Origin of the sequence: Ferrimonas senticii DSM 18821, assembly GCF_000422665.1 — a bacterium.
Lineage (GTDB): Bacteria > Pseudomonadota > Gammaproteobacteria > Enterobacterales > Shewanellaceae > Ferrimonas > Ferrimonas senticii.
This window is the reverse complement of sequence record NZ_AUGM01000008.1, coordinates 163,127-184,653: the sequence shown is the minus strand read 5'-3', so window position 1 is coordinate 184,653 and position 21,527 is coordinate 163,127. Positions and strand designations below refer to the sequence as shown.

Here is a 21,527-nt window from a genome sequence, read left to right as displayed (position 1 = left end):
CGAAGAGTGACAGCAGCTAGTCCGACCCTGCAAGGCGCCCCTTCGAGACCATCGAACAGTAAAATTAACCGACCAAGTTCAATTTGCTGTCAAAAGTGGCCAATAATGGGCGCAAAAATATTCGGCAAAGGTCAACACGCCCTAGTTAGCAGTGGCGGGGCGCTTGGAGTCGCCGCGACTGAAACTGGCCGTTAGCTGGTGTTGCTGCAGCTCCTGCACTAGCGCGGTTAAACGATTGGCCCCAGCGCAGCCGCTCTGGTTTTTACCCGGATAGATTTGGTAGTCACCGCTAACCTGCAGCGGCGTGAATGAGGGCATCACCACGTTGGCACCGCTGCACAGAGCTTGCAACTGACTGTCGGGTTGCAGCACTTTCAACGCGCTGGTAGCAGGGATTAGCGCGCCAGGATTAAGCAGCCGTAGCAGCGCGGTGATCCGCAGGGTCAGTGCAACTGAGCCATTATCGGCACCAGCAAATGGGGTTTGTGGGTGGGCGATAAAAGGGCCACAGGCGAGCATATCCAGTTGCAGCTCGGTCAGTGCCAGAATGTCGTCGGCGATGCTGGCTAAGGTTTGTTGCGGTAGACCGACGATGATCCCCGAGCCAACCTGATAACCTTCGGCCTTGAGGTGCTGTAGCCGCGCAATGCGCTGATCAAAATCCGCTTGTGGGCGAATTTGGGCGAACAGCTTACGGTCGAAGCTTTCCATTTTTAGCAGATAGCGATCGGCACCGGCAGCGCGCCATAAACTGAGATCCTGATGGCTGCGATCGCCCACCGATAGGGTGATGGCGATGTTGTGACGCGCCTTAATCGCTGCCACTAGCTCGGCCAGTTTGCGGCCGCTGTAGTGGAAGTCGTCGCCAGATTGCAGCACCACGGTGGCAAGGCCACAGGCGACCAACTGATCAACCGCCGCCATAATGGCGTGATGATCGATGCGGTATCGCTCTTGGCTGCGGTTATCGCGGCGCAGGCCGCAGTAGTGGCAGTTGTTGCGGCAAAAGTTGGAAAACTCAACGATGCCACGCAGATAAACTTCGTTGCCAAACCATTGCTGCTTAACGGCATTGGCCTTAGCAAACAGGGTCGCGTCATCAGCGCCGCTTAGGTAGTTGAGCAGTTGTGAGTGGTTCAATGACATTAGGGTGGTTACTCAATGCCGTGCTGCCAAGCGTGCTGACACTCAGCGACGTAGCGAAACAGCGCTTGTTGGGTCGCGCTGGCCGTGGCTGGACACTGGCCTTGCTCAGCCCATTGCCACAGCGTATCGACGTTAATGTTGGCACTGGCGGCATCCAGTTGCAGCCATAGACCGCGGTTGGCGGGCAATTGGCCATGGCCGTAGTGGCCAACGACGATGGCATCGTCAATCAGCAGAATTGGCGTCAGTGGTAACGCTTGGCTTTGGCGATAGCTGACTTTGGGGTGCGCTGCCAGCTGCAGGCACCACGCTTGGGATTGCTGTAGTGCTGCGGTAAATTGCGCCGCTGAAAAGTCGTGGCGCAGTACCTTGGCAAACTCGTTAGCAAATGGGCTATCGAAGCGTTGTTCAATGATTTTTAGGCTGACTAATTTAGGGTTCGCCAGCGCCTTAGCAAACGCGCTGGCGAACGGCTCAGCGGCAAAGTTACCGTAGATGGCGGCATGCAAACACAGCCGCTGTGCTTGGCTGATGGCAAGGCACAGTGCCTCGCCATCCAGTCCAGCCGATGCATCGACGTTGATCATAGGTAGATGTCGCGTTCACCGGCGTCGGTACGCGCCAGACAGCCGCGAACGTTTTTGGCGCGAGCCGGGCTCATCTTGGCCAGTTCCCGTTCAATCAGCGCGTTGCCTTTGGCTTTGGTCTGTTCGTTGGCAAAGTCGTTGAGGTACTCACGGAAGGTGATGAGTGCATTTGGTTGGCAGAATTTGCCAATAAACTGCTGCTTGGCCAAGCCCATAAAGTGATCGCCAGTACGGCCTTTGCGGTAACAACCGGTGCAGAATGACGGTACCGATTCAAGGTTATCCACCAAGTCTTGCACCACCTCATCCATAGTGCGGTGATCGCCCAATGAAAATTGCTGCTTATCGACTTGCTCTACCAGTGAATCCACATAGGCGCCGGGGTAGGTGCGCGAGGAAGCGGAGATCTGTGATACCCCCATGTTGATCAATTCGCGGCGCATCTCTGGGGTTTCGCGGGTGCTTAGGATCAGCCCGGTGTAGGGCACAGCCAAGCGCAATACCGCGACAATCAGGCGGAAGCGATCGTCGTCAATCGCGTAGGGCGGGTTTTCAGAGATGTCCGAGCCCTGCGCCGGTTCAATCCGTGGGAACGAGATAGTGTGTGGGCCACAACCCCAGTCTTGCTCCAATTGTTGGGCATGAGTCAGCAGTGCCAGCAGGTCGAAACGGTGATCGTACAGACCAAACAGCGCGCCGATGCCGACGTCGTCGATGCCGGCTTCCATGGCGCGGTGCATCGCGTACAGGCGATAGAGGTAGTCTTTCTTCTTACCCTTTTTGTGCACCTGCTGATAGGTATCGCGGTGGTAGGTCTCTTGGAAGCACTGATAGGTGCCGATCTTGGCGGTTTTTAGGATGGCAAAATCGCTGCTGTCCATCGGCGCCGCGTTGACGTTGATGCGGCGGATCTCACCGCCGTGCTCATCACGGACAGCGTACATCGCTTGGATGCTGTCGACGATGGCGTTGACGTTGTTGCGCGGGTGTTCGCCATACACCGCTAGGATCCGTTTGTGACCCATCCGTTCCAGTACTTTGGTCTCTTCGCGGATCTCATCCAGCTTCAGGGTGCGACGCTTGAGCTGATGGTTATCGGCGGCAAAGGCGCAATAACTGCAAGAGTTAGCGCAGTGGTTAGAGACATACAGCGGCGCAAACAGCACGATCCGGTTGCCGTAAATTTTCTGTTTAATTTCCCGTGCCACCGCAAACAACTCTTGGGTGAGATCGGCCTCGGTATTTTGCAGCAAGATGGCGGCGTCGCTGAGATCCAGCCCTTCACACAAGCGCGCTTTGGCTAACACCTGCTGTACTTGGTCGCGGCTTGGCTGAGCGCAGGCGTTGATGATGTTCCAGATGGCGTCGTCGTTAATAAAGCTGTGGTTAACGTCGTAGTCGCGTTGTTTGGTTAACGGAGCGTGGTGTGACATGTGATGGCCTTGCAAAACAGTACTGAGACCCAACAGTGGGCCGCAGCAAACAATGAGTATCGGCAAACTGAGCTTGGCGATAATCACTGCCAAAGACGCCCAAGGGGAGACCCTTGGGCGGACAGTACGATTATTTAGCTGCGGCTTGTTCGCCAGCAGTCATGGTCGGTACGATTTCGTTTTTCACCCACAGTGGGCTGTGGTGTTTAGCGTCTTCGTAAGGGATTTTGCCGTGGCTCATCATCGCCTTGAAGTCGCTCCAGAAGTACACCGCCAAGAACAGGTGAACTGGCAAAAACGCGGTCAGCAGCAAACCAAATACCAGGTGCGCTTGACCCAGCCAGTAGACTGCACCTGCTGGGGCGATGTGGGGCGCCAACCACAGCACCAGACCGGAGATGATCAGCACGCTGCCACCAACGATAACCGCGGCGCCGAAGATCCGCTGGCCGGTGTTGTACTTGTTCATCTCTGGCACGTTTGGCTTGGTTTTAAAGATGCCCGGGAAGAACTTGTGTGGGTAACCACCAGCCACCATCATCCAGCCAATATCGCGCTTGGATACGGCAAACACGCGGTAGGTGAATAGCACCACGCGATCGAAGGCGAAGATAAAGAACGCCACTGCATCAATCGCCATTACCGCGCCGGCGATCATGTGAATGTCGTAGCTTAACTGCATACCAGCTTGATCCAGCGGCTTAAAGAACAGCAGTAGGCCAGTGGCGGCCAGCGGCAAAAAGCTTAGTAGCAAAAACCAGTGGAACACCCGTGAAGAGATTGGGTGTTTGAGGATCATTTTGTTATCACTCATGGGGTAAACCTTACTTAAGAGTGCAGCTTGGTGCGGTCAACGTACTTGGTGTGCAGCAGATCGTGAGACAGCTTGCCCATCGGCTCACCACCGAATTCGCGGTAATAGTTCATCATCACTTGGTTAGAGTGACTTTCTCGAACTTTGGCGATCTTGTCGTCTTGGTACAGACCGGCTGTACGAGCTTCGATGTGGGCGTTGCGGTTGGCGATTTTGCTGGCCACCCACTGCAGCGGCAGTGCCAGTGCAACCGCCAAGGCGCCACCCACTTTGAGGAAGGTGCGACGCGGCAAGAAGAAGTTATCTTCGGTGTAGTCGTAAGTCTTTTTAGTCATCGTCAGAATCCTGTAATTGCAGCGCTTAGGCTTTGTTGCCTAGCCAAGAGGAACCGTCGTTGCGCTGCGGTTGACCGGCGCCGTTAACGCAGCCACCTGGGCAGTTCATCACTTCGATAAAGTGATAAGGCGAGGTGCCAGCATTCACTTCACTTAAGATCTGGTCGATGTTGTTGGCCATGTCATGAACCACCGCGACTTTCAAGGTAACGTCCTTGCCAAGAGTCTTGTCGTACAGGTCGATTGATGCAGTCTTGATGCCGGCTAAGCCACGCACCGGGGTGTATTCCAGGGTTGGCATCTTGTCGCCGGTAATCACTTCATACGCAGTACGCAGCGCCGCTTCCATTACCCCACCGGTGTTACCAAAGATGGTGCCAGCGCCGGAATACTGAGCAAATGGGTTACCTTCTGGGGTGTAGTTGGCGGTGGCGGCCAGATCGATGTTTAAGGTTTTAAACAGCTGCGCCAATTCGGCCGTGGTTAGCACCACATCAACGTCTGGGTAGCCTTCGCCGTTGTGGTTGCTGCCGTGGCCATGACCCAACAGATTGTTGTTGTGCAGGTAAGCGGCATTGAATTCTGGGCGTGATGCTTCAATCTTTTTGGCGGTGCATGGCATCACACCGACGGTAAAGATCTGCTCTGGCTTGGCCTTGTACACCTCGGTGCCGTAGGTTTTGGTGATGGCACCGGCGATCTGCATTGGTGACTTGGTGGTGGACAGGTTCGCCAACGCTTTAGGGGCTTTCAGTTCGGCGTAGCGTACCCAAGCTGGGCAGCAAGAGGTGAACTGTGGCAGCACGCCGTGGGCACCATGATCATCGTCGTGGCCACCGCCTTGCAATGCCGAGCGCAGGCGCTGAATAAATTCGGTGCCCTCTTCCATGATGGTGATGTCGGCGGCGTAGTTACAGTCGAAGATCTGCATATTGGCAGCATTCATGGCGCCATACAGTTGGCCAGTAACCAAGCTGCCGGCTGGCATGCCAAACTCTTCGCCAATGGCCACTCGCACCGCCGGGGCAATGATCCCGACCACTGTGGTGTTTTTGTCGGCCAGCTTTTTGATGACGGTGTCGATCGCCACACTGGTTTGTTTGATCGCGTTAAATGGGCAGTTGGTCATGCATTGACCACAACCTAAGCATTTATCGTTATCGATGCTGTGGGCAGCACCAGAAGCGCCATTGATGGCATTGGTTGGGCAGAACGCTTTACAGGCGTCACAGCCTTTACACGCGGTTGCGTCAATCTGGATCAGGCTTTGGATTTCGCCAGCCTGGTAGCTATAGCCGGCGCTGCGGCCAGTCATTGGTGATGTCATAGGTTCGGAACCACTCAGTCTTTATCGCGGCATCAATCCACTCGATGTCGCTTTGGTTATAACTTCCGAAAACTTTTGTCGTTAATGGCGGGGTAGTTGTGCAGCCGTCATAAATATCGTTTGGGAAGTTGGTCGAGAATGGTGCCCAGTTGTGACAACTCCGATAAGTCACAAACCGATAATTTGTGGAGTAGCTCAAATAAAACTTAAATTAATTATAAATAAAACCATAAAAGTTATTTCGCTCGTGAAATCAATTCGCTCATAAGTTTTCAAAAAACAATAAAATCTGCCCGAATTGGCAGTTATGACCCGTTGTTGTTGGTGGTGGGTCATATTGTCTAGGTGATGTCGAAATGTCATGGCTGCCGACGCAATTGCAAACTTATCCGAGTTAATTGCAAATTGGGCTTTAGATGAAAGTGTTTCATTGTTGTTGGTGTTAATTGAATCATTTAAAAGTCACCTTAAAAAAATAGCCAATCGGTTGATTGGCTATTTCATAATGATAATTTTACTGATTGAGATGCATTAACAATCAGCCGGTTTTAATTGCCGTAAAATTGCTTGCTGCAGATGTGCAACCGTATACGGTTTAAATACGATTTCCGACATGCCGTGTTGCTTGCCTTGCAGTTGCACCCGTTTGGCGTTATCGGCGGTACAGCAGATCACCGGTAGCGATTGCAGCCTTGGCTGTTGCCGAATCGCTTCAGTTAACTCAAAGCCATTCATCTCTGGCATATGCAGATCGGTTACCAGCACATCAAATGGCTTGCCGTTAGTGTCGGCTCGAAGCAACAGTTGCAGTGCTTCAGCGGCACTGCTGGCCAAACTGGCAGCGATCCCAAGGCTGTCAAACTGTGCTTTGAATATCAGCCGGTTGATCTCGTTGTCATCGACACACAGCACCCGGTAATCGACGCTACTTTTCAACGGAGCTTTCGGCTTGTGCGTGTCGCTGTTGAAGCTAACTACCTGTTGATAGACGCTATCGGGGTAGAGGTTGGCGGACTCGCGGTCACGATACAGTTCGCTGGCGCTGATTGGATCGCCGCTGATCTGCCAGGCGCTAAGCCACGCTTGCAGTTGCGGACAGTTACTGTAGAAACGTGTCGTTGTTGGCAGCACGACTGGCTCGGCGCTAATCGGTAGGGTAATGGTTACGGCGGTGCCGACGCCATGTTTGCTGTCCACCGCAATGCAGCCGCCTAAGATATCCAGCAGGTTTTTAACGATCGATAGTCCCAGGCCGGTGCCACCATATTTGCGGCTGATGCTTTTGTCGCCCTGCACAAAGGGCTTAAACAAGTTGCTCATCTGTTTGGCGGTCATGCCGCAGCCGGTATCGGTAACTTTGATATGCAACTGCTGCTGGGTCACCTGAATATTGGTGTACACCATACCGCTGTCGGTGAACTTAAGTGCATTGGATAACACGTTATTGATGATTTGGTGCAGCCGTAACCAGTCTAAGGTCATGTAGGCATAAGCGCTGGGCTGCCAGTTGACCCGCAGTTGCAAGCCCTTGTCGTGGGCCACTTTTTCAAAACCGCGAAAGATCGGACTGCACTCCAATAGCAGGTTGCCATGGGTAGCGTCGATCTGCAGTTGACCCGCTTCGATTTTAGAGAAATCTAAGATGTCATTAACGTGCAGTTTTAGCCGATCGGCAGAGAGCTTGGCGTTTTCCAGCAGCACTTGGCCGGCAGCGCTGTCGACGTGGGAGTCGAGCAACTCCATCAAGCCAATCATGGCCGCAATCGGAGTGCGTAATTCGTGACTGATCACCGCTAAGAATTGATCGCGGGCGGCAATCGCTTTGGTTAACTGCTGCTGTTTCTCTTTTAGCGCGGTGATGTCTTCAAAAATCAGGATGATGTAGCTATCGCTGACGGATTGTTGCACCTGCTTGCGCACCTGAAATGTCTGGCCTCCGATGGTCAATTGTCGTGGTTCATTCAGACTTTGCTCGCTGATATTGACGTGGGCAATGGCAAAGAACGCCTCCCGCTCCGCATGCGGGATAGTCGGATCGTACAGACAGCGCTGCTCAAGTGATTTAAAGAACTGATTAATCACGATCCGCTGTTTGTGGCCGTTATAGATGGCAATCGGGCTGGGAATGTTATCAATCAAGCTCGACAGCATGCTGGCGAGGCAATCGATGCTGGCGGTTTTGGAGATCGCCTCTAGGGTATTTTGCCGGTAGGTGATGTCCATGATCACCACCGTAAACAGATTGCTCTCCTTGTCATAGGTCGCAATGTCATGGATCCACAACAGTTCACCGGATTTGCTGCGAATCCGAAATTCGTAATCGAGAGTGGTGCCATCTCTGACGGTGCTACCGACTTTTTCTAGCATCTGCGGCAGATCGTCGACCACCAAACTGGCGAAGCGATTTTGATGCAGAGTCTGCATCTCTTCACGGCTGTAGCCAACCAAGTCATAAAATGCTTGGTTGGCTTCAGCAATGGTTGAATAGGCATCGTTGACGCAGACCAGCATGGCGCAGTGGCTGTGCTGAAAAAATTGATCTTTGTTGTAAGGGATCATTAGACGCTTTGGCTAGAACGGCAGAAAGGTTGAACGGCTTGCTCAATACCGGATTGATACCGATATATTATCCGCTAAACACGAGCCGTTTTAATAGCTGATCCTAGTGTTGGACTGGGTATTGTTAGTTGAATTTGCCCATTGCCGTTGAAGCTAATGGCAATGGGCACTGTGGCGTTATGGTCGGCGAAGCACAAAATGACCAATCTCATTGGCCAGCGCGGCGTTACCTTGGCTAAGGCGGGCTGCGTGATGCTGCAGCTCATCAGCGTGGCGCCGACATAGGGCGTAGCTGTCACTGATGTTGACAACATTTTGGCTGACGTTGTTAACCACCGCCGCTTGTTGTTGGCTGGCGCCGGCGATCTGTTCATTCATCTGATCGATCTCTTGAATGTGCGCCACGATGCGATTGATCCGTTGCCGAGCGTCATCGCCGTACTGAACGCTGGCCTGTGCCTGTTGGTTGCCGCTGCTGATTGCGGCAGTCGCCTTAGCCGCCGCTTGTTTCAGATTTTCAATCATCTCGCGAATGTTATCGGTCGCCAGTTGCGAGCGCTTGGCTAAATTGCGTACCTCATCCGCGACTACGGCAAAGCCACGGCCACTTTCGCCGGCACGAGCCGCTTCAATGGCGGCGTTCAAGGCCAACAGATTGGTTTGTTCGGCGATGTCGTTGATCACCGTTAACACACTGCTGATGCCATCGACTTCGCTGGCCAAGTGCTCAATGGTGTCATGGGCACTGCCGATGCTGTGCGCCAATTCGGTGATGCTGTTTTGGTTGTTCAGCATCGCTTGATTGCTTTGGTGGCCCTGATTGCTTGCCAGTGACGAGGCTTTAGCGGCACCGCCGGCATTGCTGGCGGTTTCATCCAAACTGGCACCTATTTCGGTCATCGCCGTTGCCGCTTGTTCCGATTGCAGACAACCGGCATCGATGGCTTGATTCATGGTGGCGGTGAGCTTGGCGATATCGCGCACGGCAGCGCTTTGTAGTTGGGCGTTTTGATTAACTTGGCTAAGCAACGTTTGAAAATGATTCATCATCTGGTTAAAAGCCCCAGCAACATGACTCAATTCATCATTGCCGGGCAGATCGATGCGGTGGGTCAGATCCAGATTTTTGCTGGCGTGCAGCACCCCTTGATGCAACGTTTGCACGCTGTGGTTCAGCTGTTTACCGATGGCGATGATCAACGACAAAATCGACAGCATGGTGATCAGCTGCAAAAGCATACTGAGCAGCAGTTCGCGGTTCGCTTGCTGCAACAGCTGTTCGGTCGCAGTGATAAGTTCTAGCCCAAGTTGCTGCTCCAATTCAGTAAGGGCATCGATACGCGCCGTCGCCGTGGCAAACCACGCTTCAGGAGATTGCGCTTGCAACTGCTGTGGCTGCGCCGCAAAGGCGATCTGGCGTAGTTGTTCGACCGCCGCAATGGCTGGCAAGGTCAGCAGTTGTCGGTAGCGCTGTTGGTTGGCGTCGGTTGCTAGCGCCATAAACCGCTCTTGGTAGATCCCCTGTTCAGAGACTAAGCGGGCAAAACGCTGCTGCATGCCGGCGGCAAACTGGCGTTGGCCGAAGGTGGTGCTTAAGGCGGCACGTTCAAGACCGGCACGTTCTTTCAGTTGCAAATAGGCGCCGTAGGCGGCGGCTCGAATGGCGATTGATGGTTCGACGCTTTGTTTGGCGATGACATCAATATTATTTAATAGGCTTTGGACCAGCTCGGTATAGAACGCTAATTCGGCGCTAACACTTATTTCTAGCTTATCTACTTGCTCCCGAATGTTTATTAAACCGTGAAGTTTGTTATTGCTGGCGGTTAGTTGCTGAGAAAGATCCGGGGCGAAGGATTGTTGGGCAATAAAATGCTGGAGTTGGCTAATCCGCTGGTCGGTAATTAACCGTTGCTGTTTTACTTTATCGGCGAAGTTATTACCGGCGGCAGCAAGATAGCCGGCGCTGCTGCCGCGCTCGATCTGCAGTTCATGTACCAGTGCTGCCTGTTTGGTTACCAAGTTACTGAGTTGCAGCGCCTGCTGCAGTTGCTGCTGTAACTGTACTTTGGTCGTCAGAAAGGCGATGCCAACCACGCCACAGATGATGATGGCGGGCAGCAATAGCACGATCAGTTTGTACTTAATTTTTAGTTGAGCTAACCAGTTCATGGAGCGCCAAGTTATCCATTGGAGATGCCGCTATGATTGTGAATCTGGGCAGGCTAGGCAAATTGATTGCTAATTTAATATGTGATTTGACGCATATTATGCAACTGAAATCGAAGGCGACTTGTTGCTAATTAACAAAATAAAAATGGGAAAAGTAAAGTTATTACTAAAATAACTCCAACTACCCCCAATGGGGTAGTTGGCAGATTATTAAGTGAGTTAAGCTTGCAGTCAGCTTTGTTAATTAAATTTAGCGGCGATGACTTATCGCCATACCACTGATTATTAGCAGCAATGCCAGCAAGTACAGCGGCCACTGACCGAATTGGGCAAACGGCGTTTGTCCCTGATATAGCGGCACTTGGGTACGTAGAGTGGCGTCAATAAATTGCGGCAAGCGATCGCTGATTTGACCAAATGGATCGACCACGGCGGTGACGCCATTGTTGGTAACCCGCAGCAGTGGCTTACCCAATTCCAGCGCCCGCATCTGGGCTATCGCCATGTGTTGTAGCGGGCCAATAGAGGCACCAAACCAAGCATCGTTAGATACCGTTAACAGCACATCGGTGCGCTCATCAACGGCGCCGCGAACCAGTTCTGGAAAGGCAATCTCATAACAGATGGCTGGGGCGATATTGACGCCGGCGGCGGTAAGGTTTGGCTGCACGGCATCGCCGCGAGCAAAGCTCGACATCGGCAGATTAAACAGCGGTGCAATCGGCCGTAGCAGTGACTCCAGCGGCACAAATTCGCCTATTGGTAGCAACTGATGCTTGTGGTAGCGATTGCTATCAAGCGGGCTGTAGGGCAGTTGCCGATTGGCCTGATCCAGCACCAGCAGTGAGTTATAGAACTGGCGCTGCTCATCCATGCTGATGATGCCGGTGATAAGGCTGCTGCCTTCGGCGTTGACTCCCTGTTCAAGCTGCTCTAAGAAACGGCTGACCATCGTCTCTGGCGCCGGCACCGCCGCTTCTGGCCAAACGATTAGATCGGCATCTAAGTGCGGCAGCGACAGCTCCTGATATTTCACCAGCGTTGGCCACAGTTGCTCTTGGTTCCATTTCATGCTTTGCGGAATGTTGCCCTGTACCAAGGCCACGTCTAACTGTTTGCCGGTTGGGGTTAGCCACGCCTGCTTGTCAACGCCATAAGGCAAGGCCAGCAGTGCCAGTAACGGCAGAGCGTAGCGCCAGCGCTGTTGCAGCAGCGCCGCTAGGCAAGCGGCGATCAGGCTGAGTAGCAGACCCACCCCAAGCACGCCGATGATTGGTACCAGACTGGCAAATGGGCCTTGCACCTGCGAATAGCCAGACCACAACCATGGGAAGCCGGTGAATAATTTACCGCGCAGCACTTCGGCAACCAGCCACAAACCGGGGAATGCCAGCACCCGTGCCAGCCAACTGCCACCACAATAGCGATTGAGCAGATACAGGGTTAGCGCGGGGTAACAGGCCAGATACAGCGCCAGTAGGGCAATTAAGCCAACCGATGCGGCCAGCGGTAAACCGCCAAACTCGGCGATGGAGACATGCACCCAGCGCAGGCCGAAGATAAATTGGCCAAAGCCAAAACTTAAGCCGGCCAGCGCCGCGACTTTGGCGCTTTGTTGCTGGCTAAGGTGCAGCAGCGCCGCCAATGCCAGCGGCAGCAGTGGCCACAGATCATAGGGGGCAAACGCCAGATGAGACAGGGCGCCACTGATGGCGGCCAGTAGATACAAAACAGCGGGGCGAAGCCCCGCTGTTGAAGTTAACGCTTGTAGATTCACGCCGCGCTGGTTTCCTCGTCGGAGTTGGCGTTGTCTTCGTCGTCCATCACGATGGCCAGATTACGAACTTGCAGCTGCAGCAAACGACGGGTATCGGCGCTTACCACTTTAAATTCGAAACCGTTCATCTCGATACTTTCACCGCGCTCTGGCAGGTGGCCAAAACCGTGGCTGACTAGGCCACCAACGGTGTCATACTCTTCGTCGGAAAACTCGGTATTGAAGTGCTCATTAAAGTCTTCAACCGCGGTTAAGGCCGCGACGGCCCAAGTGTTCCGGCTTAGACGACGAATGTGGTTGTGATCATCCTCGTCGGTGTCGGTTTCATCTTCGATGTCGCCAACAATCGCTTCAAGGATATCTTCAATGGTGATCAGGCCAGATACGCCGCCGTACTCATCCACCACCATCGCCATGTGGTAGCGCTCCTGACGGAACTCTTTGAGCAAGGCATCCACTCGTTTGCTTTCTGGCACTACTACCGCAGGGCGCAAAATGCTTTCCAGGTTACGCTCGGCATCCGGGGCAAAGCCCCACGCCAGCATATCTTTGGCCAGCAGGATCCCTTCGATGTGATCTTTATCGCGATCGATCACCGGGAAACGGCTGTGGGCGGATTCAATCACCAGCGGCAGAAACTCTTCCACCGTTTGGTTCTTTTCAATGGCGATGATCTGCGAGCGCGGCACCATCAAGTCGCGAACTCGCAGTTCGGCAACTTCCAGTACCCCGTTAATCATCTCTTTGGTATCGGCATCAATCAGATCGCGGTCTTCGGCGTCCTGAATCACGTCTACCAGTTCTTGTTTGTTTTGTGGCTCTCCGGCAAAGAGCTGACTCAGCTTATCGAATAAACTCTTCGGCTTGTCACCGGAGGCGTTACTCGACGGGGGGTGGTCGTCGTGCATAAATTCTCGCAGGTTGGAAATCAGAGGTCAGATTAACGCTCTTGATAGGGATCGGCAATGGCAATTTTGGCGAGCAGATCACGCTCTAATTGCTCCATTTCCTCGGCTTCGGCGTCATCGATGTGATCGTAGCCCAGCAGGTGCAGACAGCCGTGGATCACCATATGGGCCCAGTGGTCGTGCAGTGCTTTGTGTTGCTCGGCGGCTTCACGAGCCACCACTTCAGCGCAGATCACCAGATCGCCCAGCAGCGGCAGTTCGATGCCCGGTGGGGCTTCAAATGGGAATGACAGCACGTTGGTTGGCTTGTCTTTGCCACGGTAGTCGCGGTTTAGTTGCTGGCTCTCTTCGCTGTCGGTGATGCGGATGGTCAGCTCGGCTTCGTCGCGGCTTGCCAACGCCAGTTCTACCCAGCTTTGCAGCTGGGCTTCGGTTGGCAGGGTTTGGTCTTCGATAACCAGTTGCAGATCTAGGGTGATCATTGCTTATCCTCGGTCGCCTTAACGGCTTGCACCGCGTTTTGCATTAGCAGCGCTTGGGCGGCTTCTTGTTCGGCGCGGCGCTGGTTGTCTTTTTCCAGCTTTTGCTTGTGCTCAATACGCTCGAACTGTTCGTAGGCTTCAACCACGCGAGCCACCACTGGGTGACGTACCACGTCTTGGGCAGCGAACATGCTAAAGGCGATGGAATCGACGTCGCGCAACACTTCGATGGCGTGGCGCAGGCCAGAGCGAGTACCGCGCGGCAAGTCCACCTGAGTGATGTCGCCGGTGATCACCGCGCGGCTGTTAAAGCCGATACGGGTCAGGAACATCTTCATCTGTTCGGTGGTGGTGTTTTGTGCTTCGTCGAGGATCACAAAGGCGTCGTTCAAGGTCCGACCGCGCATGTAGGCCAGTGGCGCGACTTCGATGACGCTGCGCTCGATCAGGCGTTCCACCTTTTCAAAGCCCATCATCTCGAACAACGCGTCGTACAGTGGGCGCAGGTACGGATCAACCTTTTGGCTCAGATCCCCCGGTAGGAAACCCAGTTTTTCACCGGCTTCCACCGCTGGACGGGTGAGCAGAATACGGCGGATATCACCGCGCTCCAGGGCATCCACTGCCGCCGCTACTGCCAGGTAGGTCTTACCGGTACCGGCAGGGCCGACGCCAAAACAGATGTCGTGGGCGATGATGTTGCGGATGTACTGCGCTTGGTTGGGGTTACGTGGCTTGAGGACACCACGCTTGGTTTTGAAAAACACTTCGTCGCCCATGGCGCTGGTGTCTTCCGCTTCCAAAGCGATCAGCTCCTGAATGGCGATGTGAACCTGATCCGGTTCGAGATCCGGTTGCTGGCCTTTCAATGGCTGAGTGTCGATGTAGAGGGTTTTCAGCAGTTCAATCACGCCGGCGGCTTGCACCGGTTGACCAACCACGGTGAAGTGGTTGTTGTGGTAGCTGATCTCTACGCCCAAGCGGCGTTCGATTTGACGGAGGTTATCGTCAAAAGGCCCGCACAGGGCCGCCAAACGGGCGTTCTGTGCAGGCTCTAGGTAGACCTCTAGGGTCAGAAGTTTGTTGCTCACGATTATCCTTAAGGCTGGAAGGTCGCGACGCCCAATTCATCCGGCTGGTTGTTTGGACGCTTGGCCAGAATGTCGGATGGGCGCAGTTCGCGGCGCAGATCCATCTGATCTTCAGTACGCACCAAAGTAGCACGCAGTGAGTTTGGATACACGTCGGTGATCTCAACATCGACAAAGCTGCCAATCAGTTCGACTGGACCTTCGAAGTTAACCACGCGGTTATTTTCGGTGCGGCCACGCAGTTCCATGGCGTTTTTCTTCGACAGACCTTCCACCAGAATGCGCTGGACGGTGCCCTGCATGCGGCGGCTGTACTGCATCGCCTGCTGGTTGATGCGCTCTTGCAGAATGTACAGACGCTGCTTTTTCTCTTCTTCGGTCACATCATCTGGCATGTCCGCGGCTGGGGTGCCTGGACGTGGTGAGTAGATGAACGAGAAGCTCATGTCGAAGTTGATCTGCTCGATCAGCTCCATGGTCTTCTGGAAGTCGTCGTCGGTTTCGCCTGGGAAGCCAACGATGAAGTCGGAAGAGATGTGAATGTTCGGCCGTACTTTGCGCAGGCGACGGATGATCGACTTGAACTCCAGCGCGGTGTGGTTGCGCTTCATCATGGTCAGGATGCGATCGGAACCGGCCTGTACTGGCAGGTGCAGGAAGTCCACCAGCTCTGGCACATCGGCGTAGGCGTCGATGATGTCTTGGGTGAATTCAACTGGGTGGCTGGTGGTAAAGCGCAGACGGTCGATGCCGTCGATGCTGGCCACGTAACGCAGCAGATCGGCAAAGCTGCAGATGTCGCCATCGATGCCTTCGCCGCGGTAAGCGTTCACGTTCTGACCCAGCAGGTTGATTTCGCGTACGCCTTGTTCCGCCAGTTGGGCGATTTCGTACAGGATATCTTCCAGTGGACGAGAGACTTCGGCACCACGGGTGTATGGCACTACACAGAAGGTGCAGTACTTGTTACAGCCTTCCATGATGGATACAAAGGCGGTTGCGCCTTCGGCACGTGGCTCTGGCAGGCGGTCAAACTTCTCAATCTCTGGGAAGGACACGTCTACTACCGCTTTTTCGCCGGCGGCCAGTTTGTCCAGCATCTCTGGAATGCGGTGCAGCGTTTGCGGACCAAACACCAGATCCACGAACGGTGCGCGTTCACGGATAGCATCACCTTCTTGGGAGGCCACGCAACCGCCAACGCCGATCACCACGTGTGGGTTGGCTTCTTTGATTGGACGCCAGCGACCCAGTTGGTGGAACACCTTCTCCTGCGCTTTTTCACGGATAGAACAGGTGTTCAGCAGCAGTACGTCGGCTTCTTCGGCGTTTTCGGTTAGGGTGTAACCGCCATTTTCATCCAGCAGATCCGCCATTTTGGCTGAATCGTACTCGTTCATCTGGCAGCCCCAGGTCTTAATGTGCAGCTTTTTGCTCATCAATCAGCGTCGCTCAAGTTGGTGTTCGGAAAAAATTTAGCCGCGTATTTTACCCGCCTGCGGCAACCTACGCCATAGGGCTGACCAACTGTTGGCCAATTGTCTCTGTAAGCCACTTTTAATGTTGGTTAAATGTTCGCCGTTGGCGTCATTATTTCGATTATTGAGGCAGCGCCAGCGACCATGAATGGGTAAAATGTCGGCTTTGATGTTGCAAGGGATCAACAACAATGACGGTTCAGACGGATGTAATGGTGGTCGGGGGCGGCATGGTCGGCGCCGCCGCGGCTTTGGGGCTGGCGCAGCAGGGCTGGCAGGTGATCCTGTTTGAGGCCCAGCAACCACAATCCTTTACCCCACAGCAGCCACTGGATCTGCGGGTTAGTGCCGTAAGCGCGGCATCGGAACGACTGTTGACCCAGTTAGGCGCATGGGGTGGGGTGATGGCGATGCGCGCCGCCCCCTACCGCACCCTAGCCACTTGGGAGTTGCCAGAGCGGATGGTTAGCTTTGATGCCGCCGATTTGGGCCATGCTCATCTTGGTCACATCATTGAAAATCGGGTGGTGCAGTTGGCGTTGTGGCAGCAACTTGAATCGCTGCCTAATGTCACCGTGGTGCTGGGACTTCCTCAATCAATTACGCAAGTTGCCGACTATGCCGAGGTGGTGGTCGATGGCGTGGGATATCGCGCGCCGCTGTTATTAGGCTGTGATGGTGCCCAGTCAAAGGTGCGCCAAGCCGCCAACATTGGCGTTAGCGGTTGGCACTATCGCCAGCATTGCCTGATCATCAATATCGACACTGAGGCGGAACAGCAGCAGATCACCTGGCAGCAATTTAGCCCCAGTGGTCCGCGCGCTTTGTTGCCGCTGCCGGGCAAGCACGCTTCGCTGGTGTGGTATGACAGTCCGGCGCGCATCAGCGAATTGAAGCGGCTGGATAACGCCGCCCTGAAACAGCAGATCATTCAGGCATTCCCGGCCGAACGCTTGGGCGAATTCGAGGTGGTACGCGCCGCCTCATTCCCGCTGACACGACAACACGCTAACCACTATTTTCAAGGGCGGATGGTGCTGCTGGGCGATGCCGCTCACACCATCAATCCGTTGGCGGGGCAGGGGGTTAACCTTGGCTTTAAAGACGTGGCGGCATTGCTGGCGTTATTGGCGACTGCCGATGTCAGCGAATTGCACGCGGATCCACAGCCACTGTTAACTCACTATCAGCGCCAGCGACGGCCAGATAACTTGCGAATGCAAGCGGCGATGGATCTGTTTTATCAAGTTTTCTCGAACGATTTTGGGCCGCTTAAGTTGGCTCGGAATTTAACTTTTTCGCTGGCGAATAACGCCGGTCCAATCAAGCATCAGGTGATGCGTTACGCCATGGGGCTTTAGATCTTGTTCCGAACGTTGTGGATTAACCCGTATTCTCATATGGCGCTGCGACTCTCCAGTGGGTTGGGGTTGTTGCTGCTGTTTGCTTACGGCATTGGCATGCTTGAACAAGCGCTGGTCGCCAGTTTGGTGATGCCGGCGTTCTTTGTCGGTGGCGTAGATGTTCCCTCACCGCGCTGGGGCCTGCGTTCGGCCTGGGTGATTGTTTGTTTTACTGCCATCACCGCCATTACCGCAGAATTAAGTGTGTCGGCCCCGCAGTGGTTGACCCTGTGGTTTGCGCTGATCGGCTTTGTGTTTACCAGTTTGGGTGCCTTGGGAGTGTTGTCGGCGCGCTTGGGGATGGGGACCTTGGCGGTGGCTGCGCTGGGGATGGCGGTCGCGGGCCTATACCCAAGTCTGCAACTGGGCTTAAGTTTTGGTTTAGTTAGCGGTTGGCTGATTGGCTACAGCGCCATTTGGTATCAATTAACCGATCAGATGCCGCTACGCCAGGCGTTGGCAGCCACCTATCGGCGTTTGGCGTACATTTTGGCAGAACGGCCGAAACACCTGTTGGATCGGCGGGTGCCGGTGCACTTTGATGAGCAGCTAGGACAGGATCTGAGTAACGCGCGGATGTTGCTCAACTCAATTAGTAACGATCGCAACAAGGGGCCGCTACAAAATGCCTTTATGGCGGCGTTGGATCTGCAAGAGCGATTGCAAGCGCTGCCCGAGCCTGATGTGGTTAGCAATATGTTGGCGACCGAGCAGAGTTTCCCGGTTTACAACGCCTGGGCGCGGGCGATGGCGGCACGATTGCATCGGATTGCGCGGGAGCTTGAGCGTGGCCATAGCCCCAGTCGCAGCGATGCCACCGAAAGTTACACCAGCGCGCTGGAGGCCGAACTGTTCAGCCAACAGATGCAAGGTGGCAAGGTGGCGATGGTGGCCAACTATCTGATTAGCAACGCCCGTCAAATCGATCGCTTGTTGCAACGGGTGGCGCCGCTGTATCAGCGGCCGATAACCGGCGCGCAGCGTTATCCGGCATGGCAGCAGTGGCGTGAAGCGATGCATTGGGATAATCCGGTGATGCGTGGCAGTGTGCGGATGGCGCTACTGTTGGCGGTGGCCTCAGAGATCGCCAGTCTGATGCCGTTTGATAACGGCTTTTGGATCATGCTGACAATCTCGGTGGTGTGGCAGTCCAGTTACATCGCTATTCGCAGCCGAGTTTGGCACCGAGCGATGGGAACGCTGGCAGGGGTCGTAATCGCCATGTTGCTGTTTGCGCTGGGGGTTGAAGGCAATGGTGCGTTGGCGATGGCATTTTTGTTTGCGCCGTTGACGCTGGCGGCGGTGACTAAGCATCACGGTTGGACCACCACCGGGGTCACGGTGATCTTGATGATGGCGCTGGCTTATCTCGAACTGGCTGGGCCGGAGGTGATGTTTGCGCGCTTGGTCGATACTTTGATTGGCTGTGGGCTGATCTTTATCGCCTATCGATTTTTGTGGCCACAGTGGCAGGGCGGCCGTCAGCGGCTGCTGCGACAGCAAGCGGTACGAGTATTAGCGGATTACTGGAAACCACTGCTGGCCAGTTTTGCCGGAGAAGCGGTCGAACCATTGCAGTTGGCGCAAGCGCGGCGCTTGGCGTATGAACAAGGGATTGCCATGAACAGCAGTCTGACCCAGATGCGGCAGGAGCCTGGCTATGGCGCCAATATGCTCAATTCATCGACCTTGCTGGCACATTTTAAAGGATCGATGCACCACTTAAATGCCATCGTGCCGCAGGCGCGCAAAGGGATGTTGTTGGCGCCAGAGGATAATCGCCAATTACAGCAGTTGTTTTCGCAACTGGAAACCGTGCTGTTGGCGGCCAGTCATGGCGACATTCAGCCATGGCCGCCAAAGTTGCTGGCTGCGGAGCAGTGGTTATTAGAGCGGCTAGCCAACAGCAGCGCCGATCGCAGCAGCTTTGTGTTGTATCAGTTTTCCTTACTGTTACAGCGCTGTCATGGCATCCATCAGATCTTGTGTCTGCCGGCGCCGAAAGGTAAAGCCCGATTGCGACCGTGACCTGAATCGACAAACAACGCCAGCGGATTCGCGCTGGCGTTTTTTACGGTTATCGCTGGCGGTACATCTGCTGGAAACCGGGGATATTGTGCTCCCAGCAGGGCGAGTCGGTGCCGATCCGCTGCTGCATGGCTTGCAAAAATAGCGCCGATTTCATCGGCAGTTCACGGTGTGGGTAGACAGCGTAGATGGTACCGAAATCCTCCAGTGGCAAATCGGTTAGCAATGGCAGCAATTGCCCTTGGGTAACCTCATCGGTGATGCTTTGGGCAGTAATTGCTGCCAACACGCCACCGCCTTTGGCGGCTACCAACAGCATATCTAGGTCGTTGACGCGGTAGCTGACATTCAGCTGCAAAGAGGCGGGTTGTCCCTGCGGGTCCAGATAGCCGATGCGGTCAACCTGCATCCCGGCTGAGGCATATACCGCTGCCGGCAGTCGTTCCAGCTCGGCCACCGAGGTCGGCTCACCGTGCCGTTGGATAAATTCCGGCGAGGCCACCAGCAGCAGTCGATTGCGCGCCAATTTGCGGGCGATCAGATTGGAGTCTTTCGGTTTGCCGGTGCGAAAGCCCAGATCGAAGTTCTCACTCACCATATCCACCAACCGATCATCCAAACGCAGCTCGATCTCGATGTCGGGATAGTGGCGCTGGAACTCGATGATCGCCGGCTGCACAAACCGACGACCAAAATCGATGGCGCTGGCGATCTTCAGTTTGCCCAGCGGTTGGCTGTGGTAGTTCTGCGCCAGCCGTTTGGTGTCGCTTAGGAGGGTACGCAATTGCTGGGCTTGGCTTAGCACCTCTTGGCCGGCGGCGGTCAGCGCTAAGGCACGGGTGGTGCGATTGAGCAGCCGCACCCCAAGTTCGGCTTCCAGTTTGCTGATCTGTTTCGACACCACTGAGCGGTCGATTTGCTGCAGTTGCGCTGCCGCCACAAAGGATCCCGACTCAACCACGTCCAGCAGCAGCAACATCCGTTCGGATAAACTCATTAGAATCAGCTCTTTGTTTATTGGTGCTTAAATGGCACCAGTTTAGTGCTTTTATGGCTGATTATCTTCATCAGTTTGCTGGCTATAGTTGTCGTCACTGCATCAGGCAATGCACTTGAATTCGCCGTTTTAGAGGATTAAGTAAGATGAGCAAACTGATCGTAACCCGCAACGCAGGCGTGGCCCATGTGACTATCGATAACGCGCCAATTAACTTGCTGACCATCGATTTAATCAACGAGTTGAACGCCTTTATTTTGGCGTTGGCGGATGACCGCGATACCAAGGTGGTGGTGTTTCACTCCAACAACAGCCAGTTCTTTTTGGCGCACCTGGACATCACCCTGATCAATGGCACTGTGGCGGGGCAGGCTGGCAGCATCGAATTTAGCCACCTGATCAGCAACCTGAAAGCGATGAAGCAACTGTCTATTGCGGTGGTTGATGGCGTTGCCCGCGGTGGTGGCAACGAATTTGTGATGGCGTGCGATCTGGCTTATGGCACCGAAAACGCCGCTTTCGCTCAGCCAGAGCTGTTTATCAATATCCCTACCGGTGGCCAAGGGGCGGTGCAATTTGCCCGGCGGATGGGCAAGAACAAAGCGTTGCAAGCGCTGTTGACCGGTGCCGATTATTCCGCCGAGCAAGCTGAGACGCTGAATATCATCACCCAGTATGTGGCGAAAGCCGAGATGCCGGCGTTTTTACAGTCATTGCTGGCGGTGGTTGGCAACTGGCAGGTGCGCGATATCGTGATGTATAAGGAGATTGTTGCAGCGGCGATTGTGGATGAGCAGGCGGGGGCGGAGTTGGAACTGCGTTACTTCTTAGAGCGCGCCAAAGAGCAGCAGACCCAAACTATTATCAACACCTTTTTAAAGCATGGTGGTCAAACCGAGCGCGAAGCCAACGATATGGTCGGGATCTTTGCCGATACCGCGAACGAGCTCTGCGGCCAATAAACCCGAAAAGTAACCGGCTCAAGCTAGC

Annotated in this window: 17 protein-coding genes; 3 read left to right on the top strand and 14 right to left on the bottom strand. The window is 54.5% G+C overall.

The genetic code is table 11. The annotated features are described in order from the left end of the window. Positions 1-141 precede the first annotated feature (141 nt). The 13 genes from hydE to miaB all read right to left on the bottom strand — a co-directional run bounded on the left by hydE (position 142) and on the right by miaB (position 16,070). Positions 142-1,146, bottom strand: coding sequence for a [FeFe] hydrogenase H-cluster radical SAM maturase HydE (hydE, locus tag G506_RS19195; protein ID WP_035387142.1), 1,005 nt, complete (start codon positions 1,144-1,146; stop codon positions 142-144). 8 nt (positions 1,147-1,154) lie between these two features. Then, complete coding sequence (locus G506_RS19190) at positions 1,155-1,733, bottom strand: hypothetical protein (protein ID WP_051201987.1); 579 nt, start codon at positions 1,731-1,733, stop codon at positions 1,155-1,157. Then, positions 1,730-3,166: a [FeFe] hydrogenase H-cluster radical SAM maturase HydG gene (hydG, locus tag G506_RS0107740; protein WP_028116365.1), complete on the bottom strand. Its 1,437-nt coding sequence runs from the start codon at positions 3,164-3,166 to the stop codon at positions 1,730-1,732. Before hydG ends, G506_RS19190 begins: the two co-directional genes overlap by 4 nt. A 130-nt stretch (positions 3,167-3,296) precedes the next feature. Beyond that, positions 3,297-3,980, bottom strand: a complete 684-nt coding sequence (locus G506_RS0107735) for a cytochrome b/b6 domain-containing protein (protein ID WP_028116364.1) — start codon at positions 3,978-3,980, stop codon at positions 3,297-3,299. A 14-nt stretch (positions 3,981-3,994) separates the two neighbouring features. Further along, positions 3,995-4,315 carry an iron hydrogenase small subunit gene (locus G506_RS0107730; RefSeq protein WP_028116363.1) on the bottom strand — a complete coding sequence of 107 codons (321 nt, stop codon included), beginning with the start codon at positions 4,313-4,315 and terminating at the stop codon, positions 3,995-3,997. A gap of 25 nt (positions 4,316-4,340) precedes the next feature. Then, positions 4,341-5,642 (bottom strand): [FeFe] hydrogenase, group A, encoded by a 1,302-nt coding sequence (locus G506_RS0107725; RefSeq protein ID WP_240473399.1) that lies wholly within the window; start codon positions 5,640-5,642, stop codon positions 4,341-4,343. A gap of 531 nt (positions 5,643-6,173) precedes the next feature. Next, complete coding sequence (locus G506_RS19185) at positions 6,174-8,201, bottom strand: PAS domain-containing hybrid sensor histidine kinase/response regulator (protein ID WP_051201986.1); 2,028 nt, start codon at positions 8,199-8,201, stop codon at positions 6,174-6,176. A 177-nt stretch (positions 8,202-8,378) separates the two neighbouring features. Beyond that, entirely contained in the window at positions 8,379-10,373 is a 1,995-nt protein-coding gene (locus G506_RS0107710; RefSeq protein WP_051201985.1) for a methyl-accepting chemotaxis protein, read from the bottom strand. Between the two features lie 250 nt (positions 10,374-10,623). Then, positions 10,624-12,150, bottom strand: a complete 1,527-nt coding sequence (gene lnt / locus G506_RS0107705) for an apolipoprotein N-acyltransferase (protein WP_028116360.1) — start codon at positions 12,148-12,150, stop codon at positions 10,624-10,626. Continuing rightward, positions 12,147-13,058: a CNNM family magnesium/cobalt transport protein CorC gene (gene corC, locus G506_RS0107700; protein WP_028116359.1), complete on the bottom strand. Its 912-nt coding sequence runs from the start codon at positions 13,056-13,058 to the stop codon at positions 12,147-12,149. Before corC ends, lnt begins: the two co-directional genes overlap by 4 nt. Positions 13,059-13,090: 32 nt before the next feature. Then, on the bottom strand, positions 13,091-13,540 hold the full coding sequence (ybeY, locus tag G506_RS0107695) for an rRNA maturation RNase YbeY (protein ID WP_028116358.1): 450 nt from the start codon (positions 13,538-13,540) through the stop codon (positions 13,091-13,093). Continuing rightward, positions 13,537-14,631, bottom strand: a complete 1,095-nt coding sequence (locus G506_RS0107690) for a PhoH family protein (protein WP_028116357.1) — start codon at positions 14,629-14,631, stop codon at positions 13,537-13,539. Before G506_RS0107690 ends, ybeY begins: the two co-directional genes overlap by 4 nt. Positions 14,632-14,639: 8 nt before the next feature. Next, a complete protein-coding gene (miaB, locus tag G506_RS0107685) occupies positions 14,640-16,070 on the bottom strand; it encodes a tRNA (N6-isopentenyl adenosine(37)-C2)-methylthiotransferase MiaB (protein WP_028116356.1) in 1,431 nt (476 codons plus the stop codon). 230 nt (positions 16,071-16,300) lie between these two features. Between miaB and G506_RS0107680 the strand changes: the two genes are divergently transcribed. Both G506_RS0107680 and G506_RS0107675 read left to right on the top strand, forming a co-directional pair. Further along, the gene (locus tag G506_RS0107680) at positions 16,301-17,470 is read left to right on the top strand and encodes an FAD-dependent oxidoreductase (protein WP_028116355.1); all 1,170 of its coding nucleotides are present in this window, start codon (positions 16,301-16,303) and stop codon (positions 17,468-17,470) included. A 39-nt stretch (positions 17,471-17,509) separates the two neighbouring features. Beyond that, positions 17,510-19,540: an FUSC family protein gene (locus tag G506_RS0107675; RefSeq protein ID WP_028116354.1), complete on the top strand. Its 2,031-nt coding sequence runs from the start codon at positions 17,510-17,512 to the stop codon at positions 19,538-19,540. A 49-nt stretch (positions 19,541-19,589) separates the two neighbouring features. Here G506_RS0107675 and G506_RS0107670 read toward each other — a convergent pair whose 3' ends face one another. Beyond that, complete coding sequence (locus G506_RS0107670) at positions 19,590-20,537, bottom strand: LysR family transcriptional regulator (RefSeq protein WP_028116353.1); 948 nt, start codon at positions 20,535-20,537, stop codon at positions 19,590-19,592. A 146-nt stretch (positions 20,538-20,683) separates the two neighbouring features. Here G506_RS0107670 and G506_RS0107665 point away from each other — a divergent pair, with 146 nt between their 5' ends. Continuing rightward, positions 20,684-21,499, top strand: coding sequence for an enoyl-CoA hydratase/isomerase family protein (locus G506_RS0107665; RefSeq protein WP_028116352.1), 816 nt, complete (start codon positions 20,684-20,686; stop codon positions 21,497-21,499). The last annotated feature ends 28 nt before the right edge of the window (positions 21,500-21,527 follow it).